This is a genomic window from Hydrogenophaga sp. (genome assembly GCF_035481345.1).
GTDB lineage: Bacteria > Pseudomonadota > Gammaproteobacteria > Burkholderiales > Burkholderiaceae_C > Hydrogenophaga.
The window spans coordinates 1-18,015 of the sequence record NZ_DATIGV010000163.1 but is presented as its reverse complement, the minus strand read 5'-3'; the positions used below and the strand labels follow the sequence as shown (position 1 = coordinate 18,015).

The window sequence follows — 18,015 nt, the reverse complement described above, 5'->3', positions numbered from 1 at the left end:
CGCGAAGTGTGGCGGCGAAACGGTGCGTTCAGCGCACGCGGCAATGCAACATCACATTCGCCAAAGGTTTGTTGCCGCTCATGTCGCGGCTGTCCACCTCGAAGCCCAGCGATTCCAGCTCGGCGCGCCAATCGGCCAGTGGCCGGGCGTACAGCCGCGAGAGCCGGTGCCCGCGCGCGAAGGTCACGGCGCGGTCGATGTTCAGGCCCATCTGGTAGCGCCAGCCCGCCGAGGCGTCGCCGATGCGCGTGAGGAACACGCCGCCACGGGGCAGCGCATCGCGGATGCGCGCGAGCAGCTCGCTCTGGCGCGGGTGGTCCACGTAGTGCAGCGCGTCGAGGATGGTGATGGCGTCGGGTTGGCCGAGGTCGGTGCGCGTCATGTCGCCGAGTTCGATGCGCACCACCGGGTGCGTGGCGCCGAAGGCCTGCGCCGCGCGGTCCACGTCGCGCCCCATGAGTTCCACGCCGCGCAGGGCCTGCGGCTGCGGCGGCGGCGCCCAGTCGCCCGGCCAGCGGCCCTGCGCCGCCAGTTGCTGCGCGGCCAGCAGCCAGGCGAACAGGCTGCCCTGTCCGCTGCCCAGGTCGAGCACGCGCGGCGTGTGGCTCAGCAGGCCGCGGCGCAGGATGTCGTGAAAGATGGTGTCGTACCCCAGCTTGCCGCGCGCGTAGTGGTAGGCGAAGCGGCCACCGGCGCGGAAGCGCTCGCTGGCGTGGTCGACGAGTTCTTGCAGGAAGGCTTGGCTCATGTCCGACCGCCCGCTGCCCCAAGGGCGATCTGCACCCCCTCGAGGGGCAGCGAATACACGAAGTGATGAGCGTGGGGGTTCATGTGGTCAGGGATTCGAACAGGGTGACGGGCGTCAGACCGAGCCGGCGCGCCTCGGCCATCACGGCGGGCAAGGCGTGCAGCAGCACCGCTTGCCCATCGGGCGCGCGCGCGGCGTGGCCATCGTGCAGCAACAGGATGTCACCACCGGCGAAACCGTGCAGCAGACGGCGCTGCACGGTGGCTGGGTCGCCGCTGCGCGTGTCGAAGCCGCGGCGCGTCCAGCTCGCGTGCTGCAGGCCCAGGCCATGCAGCACCGGGTCGAGGAAGGGGTTGCGAAGGCCGGCCGTGGGCCGGAAGAAGCGCGGCGCCTGGCCGGTGATGTCGCTCAGCACGGCCTGCGCGGTGGCGATGTCGCGCCGCATGCGGCCCGGGCCGAACAGCGAGAAGGCGTTCGAATGCCCATGGCCGTGGTTCTCCACGCGGTGGCCGCGCGCCACGATGGCGCGGCACAGCGCCGGGTGCGCCTGGGCGCGGTGGCCGATGCAGAAGAAGCTGGCCGTGGCACCGAGTTCGTCGAGCGCGTCGAGCACGCGCGGCGTGACCTGCGGATCGGGGCCGTCGTCGATGGTGATGGCGAATTCGCCGCGCGCGACCGAGGCCGGTGGCAGTTGCGTCCAGTTCGACCCGAGCCATTGCGAGCGCGGCCACAGGCCAGCGGCCACCACGGCCGCATGATTGGCCACCACGCCAGAGGCCAGCCAGGGCCACCAGCCGGGCTGCCACAGGCCCGTGCCCAGCGCGGCGCCGTGCAGCAGCGCGCTGGCCGTGAGCAGTGGCGCGGGCCGCCAGCCGGTCGTCATCGCGCGCCCTCCTCGGCGGCCTGCCACGCGCGCTGGGCCAGGAACGCCGACCACAAGCTCCGCCAGCAGGCCCAGTCATGCCCACCGTCGATGCGCCGCACCCGCCCGGGCGGCAGGCGCGCGGCCATGCGGTCCATGCCGTCGGCGAAGCGGTCCTGGCGGCCGTAGCCCATCCACACCACGGGGCGCGGCGGCACGCGCCGCCACCAGGCCCAGACCTCGAAGGCCGGGTCGGCTTCATCCGGTGCGGGGCCGGTCCAGGCGTCCAGCCCGCCCGCGCGTTCGATCGTGTTCCATGCCAGGCGGTCGCCGGGGTAGGGGGCCAACAGGCACAGGCCGTCGACCAGCTCGGGGTGCCGGCGCGCGCACAGCACGGCCTGCCAGCCTCCGGCCGACAGGCCACCCAGCCACACGCGCCGCCCCGCCTCGCGCGCGGGGCGCAAGCACTGCGCGGCCAGCGCGTCGATCGCATCGGCGCCATCGTGGCGCTGCGCCTGCAGGTCGATGGCCACCATGTCGACCGGCCAGCCCGTGGCGGCGGCCTCGACGGACCAGCCCTGTGTCGCCACGTCGGCGGCCGTCATCATCGCGCCGGGCAGCCAGACCAGGCGCCCGGGCGCATCGCCCGTCCAGCCCACGAAGCGCTCGGCGTTCATTCACGCTTCTCCGCGGGCGTGAGCATGGCCGACAGCAGCAGCGCCAGCACCGCGCCCGGCGCCACCGTGACGCCCACGGCCTGCAGCACCGGCACCGAGGACAGCGACAGCACCCCAAAGCCGATGGCCGTGGTGGCACAGGCCACCAGCACCGACAGCAGGGCCTGCGGATCGGCCTCGGGGTCGCGGCGCCAGCGCTCGATGAAGAGCGAGTAGTTGGAGCCCACGGCCACGATGAGCAGCGTGCCGATGAGGTGCAGCAGGTGCAGGCGCACGCCCAGGCCGTGCAGCACGGCGATCACGATGAGCACCGCCGCGGCGATGGGCAGCATCACGCCCACCAGGCGGCGCGGGTTGCGCAGCGAGACACCCAGCACCAGCACGATGCCCGCCAGCCCCAGCAGCGACAGCGCGATGGCCTGGCCAAGGTAGTCGCCGTAGAGGGACTCGAACTCCTGCTTGAGGTCGACGAAGTTCGCGCCACTGCCCGTCAGCGCAGCGCGCAGCGCCTCGGCCGGCAGACCCGCGTCGGCCGCGCCGGGCGCGGGACGCAGCGGCAGCAGCGCGGTCCAACCATCGGGGTGGGGCTGCAGCAGCGAATCGACGGCGATGGCCAGCGCCGAGTCCCCCAGGTCCTCGCGCCGCACCGGCTCGGCCGTTCGGGCACGCGCCACGGCCTCGACGAAGGGCTGAAGCCGATCGGCCGACAGCGGCTGCCCTTGCAGGGCCAGCGCCAGATCGCGCGAGAGCGCCTCGGGCGTGGGCAGGCTGCGCTGGCGCTCGCGCTGCAGGGCCTCGCTGGGCAGGAAGCGCGCGGGGCTGTCGTAGCCGCCAATCAGGCCCTGCGCCACCAGCGGGTCCAGGCGCCGGGCCGCCGCCTCGGCGCCGCGCAAAGCGGCTTCGCGGTCGGGCGCGCGCACCACCACCATGTGGCGCGCGTCGGGTGCGCCCAGGTCGCCGCGCAGTCGCGCGTCGCGCTCGGCGTCCTGCAGGCTCACGCTGGACAGGGCCGAGAGGTCGGGCTCCCACAGGCGGTCGTACTGCGACACCAGGTAGGCCAACGCCAGCACCGCCGCGCCCAGCGCCGGCCAGCGCCAGGCCTGCAGCGCCACCACGCGCGGCGTCACCCAGGCGGGCAGTTCGGGCGTGCGCGCCACGTGGTGGCCGGCCATGGCCGGCAGCACCAGCCGCGTGGTCAGTGCCGCGACGAACACACCCGTCATGGCATAGAGCCCCAGTTGTGCGAGTCCCGGAAAACCCGCGAACAGCAGCGCGCCGAAACCCAGCATGGACGTGGCCACGCCCAGCCGGATGGTCGGCCAGAAACGCTGGCGCCAGGACCCGCTGTCCGCGCGGCCGGTCTGCACGAAGTAGTAGATGCCGTAGTCCACCGCTTCGCCCACCAGCGCAGCGCCAAACCCGGCGGTGATGGCGAACACCGAACCATGCACCTGCCCCACCGCCAACAACCCCGCGAGCGAACCGCTCACCGCCGGCACCAGCGTCAGCAGCAGCGGGCGCCAGCGGCGGAACACGAACCACAGCAGCACGCTGATGCCGATCGCGCTGGCCATGGTGAGCCGCGCCACGTCGGCCTGAATGGCCGCTCGCGTCTTCACCGCGAAGACGCCGGGGCCCGAGAGCTCCAACCGCAACGCGCCCGGCGCCGACGCCGACGCCGACGCCGACGCCGACAACTCATCGAACACCGCCTGTACGCGCGCGGCGGCCCGCGCCTGCCCGTCGGTGTCGGCACCGGCGGCGCGGGTCTGCAGCAACAGCAACGCGCGCTCGCCGTCGCGCGAGGTCCACACGCCGTCGGCCAAGGCCGGCTGGCCCTGCGACTGCCAGCCCATCAGGACCTCGACCGCCTCACCCGTGGGGTCGGCCGCAAACTGCGCCTTGAACGGCAGCCCGGCCGGCGAGGACACGATGTCGATGGTGTTGAGGATGGCGTCGCGCAGACCCTCGGGTGTGAAGCGTTGTTCCCCCACCGCCGGGCTGAGCGTGTAGCGGTGGCGCTGCAGCAGGGCGAGTTCGCGGTCGAAGGCGTCGAGCTCGCCGTTCTGCACCGACACGAAGTCCGCGTCGGCCGCGAGGCGCTGGCGCAGCGCGCGCGATCGTTCCGCGCGCGCCGCGCTGTCGCCGCCCTCCACCGCCACCATGATCAGGCGCGACACCACACCATCGCGCAATTGCTCCACCAGCACCTGCTGCTCGGCGCTGGGCTGCGACGGAAGAAAGAAGGACAGGTCGGTGGTGAAGCGCGTCTGCGAGGCGAGCCAGCCACCCAGGGCCATGGCCAGCGCCCAGGCCAGCACCACCCACGCGCGCCTCAGACCCATCGTCACGGCTTGCCCGCCGGTTCCAGGCGCATCTCGGTGCTGTCGCCGTCGGACTGCGTGTAGTCGACGCGGTCCACCGCCACGCCCACGCCCGAGATGACGATCTGCGTGACGATGCCGCGCAGGCGCGCCTGCAGCGGCTCCAGGGTCATCGTCCAGCGCTTCTCCGGCTGGCCCTGCAGTGCCACGCGGTAGTGGCGCTCCAGCGCGGCGCGGTCGCCCCGCAGGGTGCTGCGGATGCTGGCGACGAAGGCCTCGACCTCGGGTCGCTGGCTGATGGGCATGCTCATGCGGCGCTGGTCGCGCTCCATCGTCAGCGTGTCCTTGTCCAGCAGCAGGCGCTCGGGCCGTGGGGAGAGCGTGCGCCGCTCCAGCCAGTCGGGCGCGCGGTAGGTCATCTCGCCGCGCGAGACCAGCGGGGCACTGAGCATGGCCAGGTGGCGCCGCTCGACAAAGCGCACCGTGCCGCCGGGATGGGCGGCCAGCAGGGCCATCAGGCGGTCGAGGTCGTCGGCCGCGCGGGCCGGCGCCGCGGCCATCAGGGGCAGCAGCGTCAGCGCCAACAGCCAGAGCCTTCGGGTGTTCATCGTTGCCAGAAGTCGAAGAAGTTGAACCAGTTGAACGGCGCCTGCCGGCAGCAGGCCTGCAGGCGCTCGACGTAGGCGCCGCGCGCCTGGGCGATGGCCGCGTCGCGCGCGGCGCCACGGCCTACCGTACCAAAGTCGGCCAGCGGTTCGAACACCAGGCGGTAACGGTTCGCACCGAGGTACAGGCCGGCCATGAAGAACACCGGCCGGCGCAGCACGGCGGCCATGCGCCAGGGCGCGACCGGAAAGCCGGCGGGATCGCCGAGGAACAGGTGCATCGCGCGGTCGTCGGCGTCCAGCGAGCGATCGACCAGCATGCCCACCAGGTGGCCCTGCTCCAGCCGCTGCGCGGCCTCGATCATGGAGTCGGGCCGGCCCAGCGGCACCACGTCCTGCTGCGCCGCCGGGTTGATGGCGCCGAGCGCGGCGCGCATCTGGCGCGCGTTCTCCTCGTACATCAGCATGCTCACCTGCAGCCCCCCGCGCTGGCGTCCCACGCAGCGCAGCACCTCGAAGCTGCCCAGGTGCGCGCCCATCAGCAGCACGCCGCCGGACTGCACGGCATCCATCAAGGCGTCCGCGCCCTCCACCTCGATGTCGAACAGGTCGAAGCGGTCGTTGAGCAGGTAGACGCGGTCGTGCACCGTGGTGGCGAAGCTCAGCAGGTGGCGGTAGCGGTCGCGCCAGCCCGGCGCGCGCCCGGTGGCGCGGCGCAGGTAGGCGGCGCTGGCCGCGCGCGGGCGCGGCGCGAACAGCAGGAAGTAGAACGTGGCGCCGTGCAGCACCACGCGGCTGAGCGCGCGACCGAACCAGAGCGAGAGGCGCACCATCAGCCGCAGCAACCAGAGCTGGCCGCGTTCGGGCCGCTGGCGCCACTCGGGCAGTCGCGCGGAGGTCATTGCATCGGCCGCAGCTGACCCGAGGCCACGGCCTCGCCCGCGCGCGTGAAGCTGAAGGCGAAGCCGCTGGATGACAAGGCGCTCAGGCTCAGGTGCAGCGCGTCGCCCGGCAGCACCGGCCGCAGGAACTTGGCCTGGGGAATGGCCCAGCCGCGCACGCCGGGCGCGAGCTCGCGCGCCGCGCGCAGGGCCTCGTCGAGCAGCACCACGCCCGGCAGGATGGGCCGGCCCGGGAAATGCCCCGCAAAGGCCGGGTGGTCCGGGGGCACGCGCCACTCGCGCTCAAGGACGGACACCGGACCGCCTTCCGTGCCCGGCCCTGCGGGACCGAGCGCCTCGGGAGCGGCCCGGCGGCGCTCATGCAACACCTCGCCGCGGTACAGCTCGGCCAGCGCGTCGCGCGTGAGCTTGCCGGTGGCGTTGCGCGGCAGCGCCGGCAGCAGCACCAGGGGCCGGGGCAGGAAGATGGCGTCCACGCGCTCGCGCAGCTCGGCCAGCAGCTCGGCCGCGCCGCGCCCGGGGGCCACGGCGAAGGCCACGAGCCGTGTGACGGCCGCTGCGTCGCCCGCGCTCGCCGGATCGTCTGGCAGGAAGAAGGCCGCGTCGATCACGCCATCCAGGCCGGCGAGCTGGCGGTTGAGGTAGGACAGCGAGCTGCGCTTGCCCGCGACGTTGATGAGGTCCGCGTGCCGGCCGTGCAGCAGGAAGCGGCCGTCAGGCAGCGGTTCGATCAGGTCGGCCAGGGGCACGGTGCCTTCCACGTGCCCGCCGTCGGCGCTGGCCACGTCGCCCGAGAAGCCGAGCCGCGCACCGGGCAGCAATGTCCAGGCGGGGCCCAGCACCGTGCGCCGGCTTGCCAGCGCCGAGGATTCGGTGGAGCCGTAGATCTCGTGCAGCTCGGCCCCGCAGGCGGCCTCGGCCTGCTGCGCCAGGCCCTCGGCCAGCGGCGCGGTGGCCGACAGCAGGCGCTGCGGCTTCACCGCACCGGTGGAGGCGGCCAGCCAGTTGGCCAGGTGAAAGGGCGTGGTCACCAGCAGGCGCGGGCCCGGCACGGCGGCCAGGGCGTCGTCGATGTCCTGCGCAAAGAAGGGCTTGCCCGACCAGAAGCTGCAGCCACCGTGCAGCGCCAGCAAGAAGGTGGATTCGAAGCCGTAGCTGTGCTGGATGGGCACGGTGCCCACCAGCACGTGCGGCTCGCGGTCGAGCCCCAGCGCCGCGGCCTCGGCCCGGCCGTTGCGCACCAGGCGCCCCCAGTGCTTGGGGTGGGGCTGCGGACGCCCGGTGGAGCCCGAGGTGAACAGCACGGCGGCCAGGCGCTCGTCGTCGATCAGGGGCATCTGGGCGAGCGGCGCACGGCCCGCGCCCGGGCGCGCCGGCACACGCAGCGCGGGCAGCCCGGCCGCCTGTGTCGGGTCCGGCGTGTCGACGGCGTCGTCGGTGAGGCACAGCGCCCCTGGGTGGTCCTGCGCGAGCTGGCGCAGGCTCTGCGGCGCCAGCGACGAGGGTTGCAGGCTCACACGCCCGCGCAGCAGGCCCGCCGCGAAGCCCACGGCGAAGCGATACCGGTCCTCGCACAGGTTGACGAGATCGCCCGAGGCGGGCAGGCGCTCGGCGAAGGCCGTGGCGTCGGCGAGGAATTCGCCCACGCGCACCGGGCCGTCGGGGCACCAGGCGAACACGGCGTCGAGCGCGTGCGAGGTGATCAGCGCGGAGCGGCTCACGACTGGCTCCGCGGATCCGCCGGACGGTGCTGGCCGACGGCGCGCCAGGCGCGCACCACGGCCGACAGGCTGGGGCGTTCGTGCGGCGGCAGCACGGCGCGCCGGCACAGCGCCTCGATCAGGAACACCAGGCCCACCAGCGGCCCGGTGAGCACGTTGGCGTGCAACGACCAGACCTCGCGCGGCGCGAACAGGAACAGGGCGGTGGACACCAGGGCGTTGAGCACGAAGAACGCGGCCCAGGCCGCGGTGACCTGGCGCGTGTACCGCACGTGGCGCGGCGACAGCTCGCCCTCGCTCACGAACCGCGCCAGCCGGGTGACCAGGGCGTCCCCCGAACCGGTCAGGCTGGCGCCGAACAGCGCCGCCAGTGCCAAGTGGATGCCCAGGTGCTGCAGGTAATACAGCAGGGCCACCTGCGTGCGCAGCAGCGGCCACAGGCCCCACAGCAGCGCGCCCACCGCCAGCCAGGCCAGCAGCTTGAGCGCGGGGCGCGCCAGACGCGCGAACAGGATGCCCAGGGCCGCGAGGAACGGCGCCACCGCCACGGCGACGTGCAAGTCCACTGGCCCGCGGCCGGTGCTGCCCAGGTGCGAAGCCGCGATCCAGCCCAGCAGGAGCAGAGCGGAGGCCGCGGCGCGCAAGGATTTCATTGCGTTCTGTGGCGCGCGATGTGGGCCGCCAGCGAACGCGGGCTGGCGAAGATCGTCTGGTTGTGCTCGTTGTCCGAGCGCATCTGGAAGCCGTAGCGCTTGGAGATGACGAGGGCGATCTCCAGCATGTCGATCGAGTCCAGGCCCATGCCCTCCCCGTACAGCGGCGCGTCCGCGTCCACGTCCTGCGCGCTCAGTTCCAGGTTGAGCGCCTCGATGATGAGCTGCACGAGTTCGGGCACCAGTTGCTCCACGGCTTCGGCGTTGACGGTGTCTTCCTGCATGACGGAACTCCAGGTCCAGGGGGTGGTTCAGTGGGAGGGGGCCGCAAACGCCAGCACGGCGTTGCTGCCACCGAAAGCGAAGGAGTTGGACAGCGCCACGCGCAGGCCGTTCACGCGCCGTCCTTGCGGCACATGGTCCACCCCCTCGCAGGCGGGGTCGAGGCGGCCCGCCAGGTGGGCCGTGGGCGGCACCGCCTGTTCGCGCAGGGCCATGGCGGTGACGATGGCCTCGATGGCGCCCGCCGCGCCGAGCAGGTGGCCGTGCATCGATTTGGTGGAACTCACGGGCAGACGGGCGGCGTGATCGCCGAACACCTCGCACAGCGACTGCACTTCGATGGGATCGCCCTCGGGCGTGGCGGTTCCGTGCGCGTTGACGTAGTGCACCTCGTGCGCTGCGATGCCCGCGTCGTCGAGCACCGCGCGCAGCGCGCGCACCTGGCCGGCGCGGTCGGGCCGCGCCAGGTGGGTGTGGTCGCAATTGGTGGCGAAGCCGATGAGCTCGCCGTGGATGCGCGCGCCTCGCGCCACGGCGCGGTCCCAGTTCTCTAGCACCAGCGCCGCGCCGCCCTCGCCAAGCACGAGACCCGTGCGGTCGGACGCGAAGGGCCGGCAGGCGCTGGGCGAGGTGTGCTCGTCGCCGCGCGCCATCACGCGCATGGCTTCCCAGGCCTTCACCACGCTGACCGACTGGCACACGTCGGAGCCACCGGTGATCATCACCTCGGCCTCGCCCGATCGCACGCGGCGAAACGCCTCGCCGATGGCCATCGCGGCGGATGCGCAGGCGGCCGTGTGGCTGCTGCTCACGCCGCCCAGGCCGAGCTGGATGGAGATGTGCGCGTTGGCCGCGTTGTTCATGCCCATGACCACCGACAGCGGCGAGACGCGCTCGCGCCCCTTGAGCCAGAGTTCCCGCGCGCCGCGTTCGTGCGCCGCGAGCCCACCCAGCGCGGTGCCCCACAGGCAGCCCCAGCGAGCGCGGTCGCTGCCGTCGTCGGCGGCCTTGAGCGCCAGGCCAGCGTGGTGCCAGGCCTTGAAGGCCGCGGCCATGCCCAGTTGCGAAAAGCGCTCCATCATGGACGCCAGGGGCTTGCCCAGTTCGCGATCGGGCTCGAAGCCCGCGCAGCGCACGTAGGGCAGACGCAGCGGGCGGGGCTCGTCGTCGGTGACCAGCCAGCGCACGGCCGATTCGCCGGCCCACACCCGTTGAAAGAAGTCCTCGAGATCGCCGCCGTACGGGCTCACGAGTCCCAGGCCGGTGATCGCGACGCGGTGTCGCGACATGCTCACTCCGTGCGGGTCGCCGCGAGCGCGTCGATGACCGCCACCATGTCCGCCACTGTTTTCGGTGGCACCTGGTCCGACGAGATTTCAATGCCCAATCGGTCTTCGGCCTCGAACATCAGTTCGGCGAGCATCAGCGAATCGACGCCGAGTTCACCCAGCACGGCCTCGGGCACCACGGCGGCCTCGGCCACGCCCAGGCGATCGACAAGAAACCGGCGGATCAGTTCGATGGCGTTCATGTGGGCCCGAAAAAAGTGCGGAATTATAGTGAGCGGGCCCCTGACTGCCCTGGGGCGTACCGCCCCGGCGGGGGATGTCATGCGCCTCGGGTACAGTGGCCCCGCCCCGCCCACGGAGTGCCGCCGCCTTGACCCCTCCCTCTCCTTCGGCCTGGACACGCAGGGTCGTCGATTGTTTTTTCGCCCTGTGGCCGCTCAAGGCCGTGGGCACCACCGCCTTCATGGTGCTGTTCTTCCACGCCTACTTCTGGGTGCTGAAGAACCCGTCCGGTGACGCGTTCGAGCTGCCGCTGATGGCGCCCGACCGCTGGGTGCCGTTCACGCCCGCCGCGATCTACGCCTACGGCTGGCTCTGGGTCTATGTGTCCGTGGCGCCCGGCCTCGTGTCGGGCGTTCGTTCGTTGCTGCGTTATGGCGCCTGGGTGGCGCTCATGTGCGCGCTCAGCCTGGCCATCTTCTGGCTCTGGCCCACGCGCACGCCGGTGTTCGACATCGAATGGTCCGCCTACCCGCAACTGGCCTTCCTCAAGGGCATCGACGCCTCCAGCAACGCCTGCCCTTCGCTGCACGTGGCCGCGGCGGTGCACGCGGCCTGCTGGCTGCACTGGCGCCTGCAGGCCCTGGGCGCGCCGCGCTGGACGCGCTGGGCCAGCGCCTTGCAGTGCGTGGCCATCGTGTGGTCCACCATGGCGATCCGCCAGCACGTGTTCATCGACGTGCTGGCCGGCGCGGCCGTGGGCCTGCTGTTCGCGTGGCTGTCGATACGCAGCGAGCGCCGCGCGACCGCATCCGACAGCGCTACAGCGAGCGCCGCATCGCCAGCAAGGCATTGAGGCGCGGCAGCGCCGCGCGCATGGCCTGGCGCCCGGCCTCGATGGCGCGCTCGCGCGTGGAGAAGTCCGCGCCGCTCATGCCATTGAGCACCGGCCGCACCACGAGGTCGGCCTCGGCCAGTTCGTGCCGGTTGATGCTCTGGCCCATGATCGCGAAGGTCTGCAGCAGCAGCTCGAGGTTGCCGCTGGCGCTGTTGGTCTCGGGCACGCTGGAGATGTCCACCGCGAGCACGATCTCCGCGCCCATCTCGCGCGCCTGACGCACCGGCACCGGTGCGGTCAGGCCACCATCGACGTACTCGGCGTCGCCGATCTTCACCGGCGAGAACACGCCGGGCACGGCGCTGGAGGCGCGCACCGCGAGCGCCGCGTCGCCCCGACGGAACAGCACGGCGCGTCCGGTGCGCAGGTCGGTGGCGAGCACGCCCACGGGCAGCACCATGTCCTCCAGCAGCTTGCCGTCGATGGCGCGACGCACATAGCGCGTGAGCGCCTCGCCGCGCAGCAGGCCGCGCCCCAGGATCGGCAGGGACCAGTCGGCGATCTCGGCCTCGTGCATGCCCATGGCCAGGCGCTCCAGCTCCTTGCCCGGCATGCCGCTGCCGTAGAAGCTGGCGACCATGCTGCCGACCGAGGTGCCGGCGAGCAGGTCGGGACGGATGCCCACGCGCTCCAGTTCCTGGATCACGCCGATGTGCGCGAACCCGCGCGCCGCGCCGCCGCCCAGTGCCAGGCCCAGGCGCGGCGCCCGCGTCAGGGTCACGGGCGGCGTGGGCGGCGTCGCCACCACGGGCGGCGCCGTCTCGGGCGGTGGCGGGGGCGTGAGGGCACAGCCCGAGAGCGCCAGGATCAGCGCGCCAAGCCACGCCCGGCGGCCCGGGAACCAATCAATTTGCTTAAGAATCATTCTCGTCTCTGTTAGCATCCACCGCCGTCGTCCAGCGGGTGCGGGATTGTCCCAAACCCCCGGGGCGGCCAAGCTCTTCCCGAAACGAGAGACCACCATGCAAACCACCCGTTACATCGTCACGGCCCTGGCGGCCGCCGCCACGTTGAGTTTCAGCGCCGCGCAAGCGCAGGACAAGGTGCTCAACATCTATTCGGCCCGCCATTACCAGACGGATGAGGCGCTGTACAACGGCTTCACCCAGGCCACGGGCATCAAGATCAACCGCGTGGAAGCGGACGACGCGGGCATCATCTCGCGCCTTCGCGCCGAGGGTGCGGCCTCCCCGGCCGACATCGTGCTGATGGTGGACGCGGCGCGCATGGCCGCCGCCGACGCGCAGGGCCTGTTCCAGCCCATCAAGTCGAAGAAGCTGGACGATGCCATTCCCGCCACCTTGCGCGCCGCGCCCACGGCCGACGGCGTGACCTGGACCGGCTTCTCGACCCGCGCGCGCGTGGTCGTGTTCGACCCGGCCCGCGTGAAGGCCGAGGACGTGGCCACCTACGAGCAGTTGGCCGATCCCAAGCTCAAGGGCCTGCTGTGCACGCGCACCGGCTCGCATCCCTACAACATGTCGCTGTTCGCCACCGTGGTGGAACGCCTGGGTGACCAGAAGGGTGAGGAGTGGCTCAAGGGCCTGGTGGCCAACCAGGCGCGCGCGCCCAAGGGCGGCGACACCGACCAGATCCGTGCCGTGGCCTCGGGCGAGTGCGGCGTGGCGATCGCCAACAGCTACTACATGGCCCGCATCCTCAAGTCGGACAAGCCCGAGGACAAGGCCGTGGCCGAGAAGGTGCGCGTGGTGTTCCCGAACCAGGGCACCTCGGGCACGCACGTGAACATCGCCGGTGCGGCCGTGGCCAAACACGCCAAGAACCGCGACAACGCCGTGGCCTTCATGGAGTACCTGGCCAGCCCGGCGGCGCAGCAGTACTTCGCCGACGGCAACAACGAATTCGCCGCCGCCAAGGGCGTGAAGCTGGACAACCCGGCCCTCAAGGCCATGGGCGGCGAGGACTTCAAGCTGGAAACCGTGCCGCTGGCGGCCGTGGCCAAGAACCTGACCAAGGTGCAGCAGATGCTGGACCGCGTCGGCTACAAGTAAGCCAAGGCGTTCCCCAAGAAAAGCCGCGCGATGCGCGGCTTTTTTGTTTCACACCGAGCGCGTCAGGCCGCCATCCACCCGCAGGTTCTGCCCCGTGATGTACGCCGCGCCGTCCGACGCCAGAAACGCCACCGTGGCCGCGATCTCCTCGCTGGTGCCGTAGCGCCGCATGGGCACGCTTTCGCGCCGCGCTTCGGTGGCCGGCAGGCTGTCGATCCAGCCCGGCAATACGTTGTTCATGCGCAGGTTGTCCGCCGCGTAGGTGTCCGCGAAGACCTTGGTGAAGGAGGCCAGGCCCGCTCGAAACACCGCCGAGGTCGGGAACATCGCGCTCGGCTCGAAGGCCCAGGCGGTGGAGATGTTGATGATGGCCCCGGCCTTTTGCCGCTGCATGTGCGGCGTCACCAGCCGCGTGGGGCGGATCACGTTCATCAGGTAGGTGTCCATGCCCCGGTGCCAGTCCTCGTCGCTGATCTCCAGGATGGGCCCGCGCGGCCCGTGGCCCGCGCTGTTGACCAGCACGTCGATGCGGCCCCAGCGCGCCATCACCCGATCGACCAGCCGGGCCAGGTCGTCGGTGGATTGGTTGGACCCCGTGACGCCCACGCCGCCCAGTTGCTCGGCCAGCGCTTCACCTTTGCCCGATGTGGACAGCACGCCGACCTGAAACCCCTCGGCCGCCAGCCGCCGCGCCACCGCCGCGCCCATGCCACTGCCACCCGCGGTGACCACCGCCACTTTGCCTGTCGCCATGTGCTTGCCTTCCGTGTGGGGGAAAGCGCCGCATGCTACCCGGGGATCGCGGGCCGTGCGAAGGCCCTCATCAGTACACGTCGCGCCGGTAGCGGCCCTCGGCCGCCAGTGCCTGCAGCGCCTCATCGCCGAGGGTCTCGCGCAGCGTGCGGTCGACCTCGCCGGCCATGCCTTCCAGGCTGCCGCACACGTAGATGGCGGCGCCCTGCCCCAGCCACTGGCGCACGGCATCGGCCGCATCGGCCAGCGCGTGCTGCACGTAGCGGCGCTCGGCCTGGTCGCGCGAGAAGGCCCAGTCCACGCGGCTGAGCCAGCCCTGGTGCGCCCAAGCCTCGATCTCTTCGCGGTGGTGCGCGTCGCAGGCCGACTGGCGCTCGCCGAACAGCAGCCACATCGGCGCCACGCCATCGGGGCGCGGCACGCTCGCGGCATCGGGCAGGTGGCCGGCCTCGGCCAAGCGCCCGCGCATGTGTCCGCGCAGACCCGCCAGGCCAGTGCCGTTGCCAATGAGGATCAGCGGGCGCCCGGCGTTGCCGCCGATGCGGAATCCGCCGTGCGCGCGCACGCGCAGCATCAGCGTCGCATCGAGCGGCGCGCCGTCGGTGAGCCAGCCCGAGGCGACGCCGGCGCGGCCATCGGCCCGCCGTGAACGGCGCACCAGCAGGTGCACGGCACCGTCGGCGGGCACCGAGGCGATGGAGTAGTCCCGCGGCTCACCGGGCGCATCGGGCACCTCCACCTGCACCAGGTCGCCGGCCTGCCAATCGGGCAAGCTGCCGGCCGCCGGCACCAGTTCCAGGTGGTGCACCGGCTCACCCGCGCTGCCGGGGTTGAGGTGGCGGCGCGCGCGCAGGCGCCACGGCTGCAGGGCAGGCGCTTCCCAGTCGGGCAAGTCGCTGGTGCCGGCCAGGTGCGCCAGGTGCTGGCGCCAGCGGCGCAGCGCCTCGGGGTCGCTCTTGTCGACGTCGATGCGCTCGAACAGCGGCTGCGCGCCGCGCGCCGTGAGCCAGCCGTCCAACGCGCGGCCGAAGCCGCAGAAGTGCGCGTAGGTCTTGTCGCCCAGCGCGAGCAGGCCCACGTGCAGGTGCGACAGGCTCACCTCGGCCGAGGCCATGACCTGGCGCGCGAAGGCGGCGGCGCTGTCGGGCGGATCGCCCTCGCCATAGGTGCTGGCCACGCACAGCAGGCGATCGGCCCGCTGCAGGTCGGCCAGGCTCAGTTGGCCGAGCGGCGCCAGGCGCACGGGCACGCCGGCCGTGTGCAGGGCCTGCGCGGTCTGCAGGGCCAGCGCCTCGGCCTGGCCGGTCTGGCTGGCGTAGGTCACCCACCAGGCGGGCACGCCGGGCGTGGCGGGCAGCAGCGCGGCCACGCGGCGCCGAGCCTCGGCCTGGCGCCGGCGGTGCTGCCAGGCGAAGGCCGCGCACATCAGGGCATAGGCGACCAGAACGGCCAGGGCGTAGGCGATCTTTTCCGGGCCCATCATGGGACAAGCTTCGCGCAACGTGCTGCGGTGCGAGCGCCTTCGGGCGGCCGTGCGGCGCTCATCCGGCCAGGCGCTCCATCGCGCTCGTGAGGGTCTCGGTGAGGCAGCCGTCGGCCTCGCGTTGCACGAACAAGGCCGCGATGCCGTGCGCTTCGGCCAAGGCCACACCCTCCTCCCGGCCCGCCACGGTGAGCGCGGTGGACCAGGCGTCGGCCCAGAGGCACTCGGCGTGCAGCACGCTCACCGAGGCCAGGCCGTGCGCCACGGGTTGGCCGGTGCGCGGGTCGATGCTGTGGGGCAGGCGCTGGCCACCGTGCAGGTAGGCGCGGCGGTAGTCGCCGGAGGTGGCCACGGACAGCCCGTGCAGCGCCACGCGCGTGGCGCGCGGCACGGCGTGGCCTGCGGCCACGGGCGGTGTTTCCAGATCCACCCACCAGGGCATGCCGTCGGGCCGCAGGCCCTGGCCACGCAATTCGCCACCCACCTCCACCAGCGCGTGCGCGATGCCGAGTTCGCCCAGGCGCCGCGCCACGCGGTCCACCGCGTGGCCCTTGGCGATGGCGGAGAAGTCGAGCCGCAGGCCACCGGGTTGCGTGGCCTCGCGCGTGGCGGCGTCGAAGCGCAACGCGCGCCAGTCGGTGCCGGCCAGCGCGGCGTGCACGGCCTCGGCGCCGGGCGGCGCGAAACCCGGGTCGGTGTAGCGCGGCGCGGGACCGAAGCCCCAGAGGTTCACCAATGCTCCGGCCGCCGGGTTGAAGGCGCCCGACGAGGCCTCGGCCAGCCACAGCGCGGCGTCGAGCACCTCGGCGAAGGCCTCGGGCAGCGCGATGCGCGCACCGGCCGGCGCGGCGTTGAAGCGCTCCATGTCGGACGTGTGCAACCAGGTGCTCATCTGCGCGACCACGAGGTCCAGTTCGGCCTCGATCGTCTCGCGCACCGCGTCATGGCGCGCCGCGTCGCGGTCGGCCCACAGCACCTGCCAGGTGGTGCCCATGCTCTGGCCGCGCAGGCGCTGCACGCGCGCGCCCAGCAGGGGCGCGGCGCCTTCGATGTGGTCGGGCACCAGCACGCGGGTCATGAAAATTCCACGTCACGCATCACTCGATCCGCCGCGCCTGAGGCCACGCCACCGGGGGCAGCGCGGAACCGGCTTCGCCGGTCCGCCGCTGCCGCCCCCTTGAGGGGCTCGCGCGAAGCGCGGCGGGGGTGGGCTTACTTCGGCAGCACTTCCAGCGTGAGGCTGTAGTTCGAGCGGCGCACGGGCTCGGCCAGCGTGCCCGCCGGGCCCGTGGGCGCGGCCGGGGGCGCGCCTTCCATGCGCGGCGGGCGCGGGGGCGCCACGTTCACCCAGTACATGCCGGCGGCGGGCCACTTCACCTTGATCTCGCCATTGGCGTCGGTGTCCAGGCGGATCTCGCCGAGTTCGCTGCGGTAGCGCAGGCCGTCCAGGATGACCGTGGCCGAGTAGCCCGCGGCCGGCTGGCCGTTGTCGAGGAAGCGGAAGGTCGCCGTGTCGCCCTCCACCAGGTCGTTCGGGTGCGTCACGGCCACCAGCTCGATGCCCTTGCCCGTGGGCTTGAGCGCGTCGGTGCTGGGCTTGCCGCGGGTGACGAAGGTTTCCACCCGGCTGCTGTTCTGGCTCACGCGCAGGTCCGTCGCGTCGGCGGGGATCTCCTTGGCCAGCGACTCGGCGCTGCCGCGCAGGCGCTTGGTCTCGTTGCCGACCTTGAAGCTGGCGATCATGCCGTCGTTGACGAGCGCGATGCGGTAGGTGCCCTGCTGTTCCAGCTTCACGTCGAACATGCTGCGGTAGCGGCCCTTGGCCTGGTTCTCGGCCTGCAGGGGCTGGCCGTTGGGGCCGATGACGACCAGGTTGTCCAGGCCGGCGGCGTTGTGCTCGTAATAGAAGATGTCGTTGGAGATGGCGGCGTCCACGCTCACCCAGGGCTGCTGGCCCGAGTAGATGGTGCCCGAGGGCAGCAGCCAGGCGCGGTGCGCGTGCGCGGCGAACGGCAGGGCCAGGGTGGCGGCGGCGGCCAGGGCCAGCGCGCGGGCGCGAAGGGACACGTGCTTCATGTTGGGTCTCCGGTCGGGTCTGGGGTTTGGTGGATCGGGGGTTCAGGGTTTGACGGTGACGCTGACGGCGCCGAGTTCGTGCTGGCCGCTGGCCTGCGTGGTGGTGGCGCCCTTGGGCGGCCACACGAAGGGGACCTTCACGAGCTCACGTCCGCCCACCTCGCGCGCGGCCTCCAGCACCACGGCGTACTCACCGGGGGCCAGTTGGCCCAGGGCGGCGCCGTTGAACTGAACGCTGTGCTCGCCGGGCGCGCGCGTGGCGCCGCTCAGGCCGTCCACGGGCATCGTGAGTTCACGCCCGCTCTTGCGCCACCAGGCCCGCATGTCCTTGAGCCACTTGGTGCCTTCGTTGTTGCGCAGCTTGATGTCGTACCAGACCGCGAGGTTGCTCACGAAGGACTGGTCGGGCTTCTCGATCCAGATGGCCACGTAGGGGCGGTGGTACTCCGCGACGGTGAGCCGCGGGATCTCGACCTTGAGCGCCATGTCGGCGGCCACGGCGGGCCAGGCG

Annotated in this window: 19 protein-coding genes; 2 read left to right on the top strand and 17 right to left on the bottom strand. The window is 72.4% G+C overall.

Annotated features, from left to right (window positions below):
* Window positions 1–28: 28 nt before the first annotated feature.
* The 11 genes from VLG41_RS16605 to VLG41_RS16555 form a co-directional block, all read right to left on the bottom strand.
* Window positions 29–748 (bottom strand): class I SAM-dependent methyltransferase, encoded by a 720-nt coding sequence (locus tag VLG41_RS16605; RefSeq protein ID WP_325350501.1) that lies wholly within the window; start codon window positions 746–748, stop codon window positions 29–31.
* Window positions 749–827: 79 nt separating this feature from the next.
* A complete protein-coding gene (locus VLG41_RS16600) occupies window positions 828–1,631 on the bottom strand; it encodes a polysaccharide deacetylase family protein (protein ID WP_325350500.1) in 804 nt (267 codons plus the stop codon).
* Window positions 1,628–2,287, bottom strand: a complete 660-nt coding sequence (locus VLG41_RS16595) for a hypothetical protein (RefSeq protein WP_325350499.1) — start codon at window positions 2,285–2,287, stop codon at window positions 1,628–1,630. The genes VLG41_RS16600 and VLG41_RS16595 overlap by 4 nt, the downstream gene beginning before the upstream one ends.
* Entirely contained in the window at window positions 2,284–4,632 is a 2,349-nt protein-coding gene (locus VLG41_RS16590) for an MMPL family transporter (protein ID WP_325350498.1), read from the bottom strand. Before VLG41_RS16590 ends, VLG41_RS16595 begins: the two co-directional genes overlap by 4 nt.
* A 2-nt stretch (window positions 4,633–4,634) precedes the next feature.
* On the bottom strand, window positions 4,635–5,219 hold the full coding sequence (locus VLG41_RS16585) for a LolA-related protein (protein WP_325350497.1): 585 nt from the start codon (window positions 5,217–5,219) through the stop codon (window positions 4,635–4,637).
* The gene (locus tag VLG41_RS16580; protein WP_325350496.1) at window positions 5,216–6,118 is read right to left on the bottom strand and encodes an acyl-CoA synthetase; all 903 of its coding nucleotides are present in this window, start codon (window positions 6,116–6,118) and stop codon (window positions 5,216–5,218) included. The genes VLG41_RS16585 and VLG41_RS16580 overlap by 4 nt, the downstream gene beginning before the upstream one ends.
* Window positions 6,115–7,839 carry an AMP-binding protein gene (locus VLG41_RS16575; protein WP_325350495.1) on the bottom strand — a complete coding sequence of 575 codons (1,725 nt, stop codon included), beginning with the start codon at window positions 7,837–7,839 and terminating at the stop codon, window positions 6,115–6,117. The genes VLG41_RS16580 and VLG41_RS16575 overlap by 4 nt, the downstream gene beginning before the upstream one ends.
* On the bottom strand, window positions 7,836–8,492 hold the full coding sequence (locus VLG41_RS16570) for a hypothetical protein (protein ID WP_325350494.1): 657 nt from the start codon (window positions 8,490–8,492) through the stop codon (window positions 7,836–7,838). Before VLG41_RS16570 ends, VLG41_RS16575 begins: the two co-directional genes overlap by 4 nt.
* A complete protein-coding gene (locus VLG41_RS16565; protein ID WP_325350493.1) occupies window positions 8,489–8,776 on the bottom strand; it encodes a phosphopantetheine-binding protein in 288 nt (95 codons plus the stop codon). The genes VLG41_RS16570 and VLG41_RS16565 overlap by 4 nt, the downstream gene beginning before the upstream one ends.
* 27 nt (window positions 8,777–8,803) lie before the next feature.
* A complete protein-coding gene (locus VLG41_RS16560) occupies window positions 8,804–10,063 on the bottom strand; it encodes a beta-ketoacyl-[acyl-carrier-protein] synthase family protein (protein WP_325350492.1) in 1,260 nt (419 codons plus the stop codon).
* 2 nt (window positions 10,064–10,065) lie between these two features.
* Window positions 10,066–10,305, bottom strand: coding sequence for an acyl carrier protein (locus VLG41_RS16555; protein WP_325350491.1), 240 nt, complete (start codon window positions 10,303–10,305; stop codon window positions 10,066–10,068).
* A 203-nt stretch (window positions 10,306–10,508) separates the two neighbouring features.
* Between VLG41_RS16555 and VLG41_RS16550 the strand changes: the two genes are divergently transcribed.
* Window positions 10,509–11,138 (top strand): phosphatase PAP2 family protein, encoded by a 630-nt coding sequence (locus VLG41_RS16550; protein ID WP_325350490.1) that lies wholly within the window; start codon window positions 10,509–10,511, stop codon window positions 11,136–11,138.
* On the opposite strand, the gene VLG41_RS16545 is transcribed toward VLG41_RS16550, so the two are convergent.
* Window positions 11,104–12,045 (bottom strand): patatin-like phospholipase family protein, encoded by a 942-nt coding sequence (locus VLG41_RS16545; RefSeq protein ID WP_325350489.1) that lies wholly within the window; start codon window positions 12,043–12,045, stop codon window positions 11,104–11,106. The genes VLG41_RS16550 and VLG41_RS16545 overlap by 35 nt on opposite strands.
* A 97-nt stretch (window positions 12,046–12,142) precedes the next feature.
* Between VLG41_RS16545 and VLG41_RS16540 the strand changes: the two genes are divergently transcribed.
* Window positions 12,143–13,192 (top strand): extracellular solute-binding protein, encoded by a 1,050-nt coding sequence (locus VLG41_RS16540; protein ID WP_325350488.1) that lies wholly within the window; start codon window positions 12,143–12,145, stop codon window positions 13,190–13,192.
* 48 nt (window positions 13,193–13,240) lie between these two features.
* Here VLG41_RS16540 and VLG41_RS16535 read toward each other — a convergent pair whose 3' ends face one another.
* The 5 genes from VLG41_RS16535 to VLG41_RS16515 all read right to left on the bottom strand — a co-directional run.
* Window positions 13,241–13,945, bottom strand: a complete 705-nt coding sequence (locus tag VLG41_RS16535) for an SDR family oxidoreductase (protein ID WP_325350487.1) — start codon at window positions 13,943–13,945, stop codon at window positions 13,241–13,243.
* A 70-nt stretch (window positions 13,946–14,015) separates the two neighbouring features.
* Window positions 14,016–15,425 carry a sulfite reductase subunit alpha gene (locus VLG41_RS16530; protein ID WP_325350515.1) on the bottom strand — a complete coding sequence of 470 codons (1,410 nt, stop codon included), beginning with the start codon at window positions 15,423–15,425 and terminating at the stop codon, window positions 14,016–14,018.
* Between the two features lie 61 nt (window positions 15,426–15,486).
* Window positions 15,487–16,506 carry an FAD:protein FMN transferase gene (locus VLG41_RS16525; RefSeq protein WP_325350486.1) on the bottom strand — a complete coding sequence of 340 codons (1,020 nt, stop codon included), beginning with the start codon at window positions 16,504–16,506 and terminating at the stop codon, window positions 15,487–15,489.
* Window positions 16,507–16,640: 134 nt separating this feature from the next.
* The gene (locus tag VLG41_RS16520) at window positions 16,641–17,504 is read right to left on the bottom strand and encodes a DUF4198 domain-containing protein (protein WP_325350485.1); all 864 of its coding nucleotides are present in this window, start codon (window positions 17,502–17,504) and stop codon (window positions 16,641–16,643) included.
* A 42-nt stretch (window positions 17,505–17,546) separates the two neighbouring features.
* A partial coding sequence (locus VLG41_RS16515; protein ID WP_414652510.1) for a DUF2271 domain-containing protein occupies window positions 17,547–18,015 on the bottom strand: 469 nt, incomplete at its 5' end.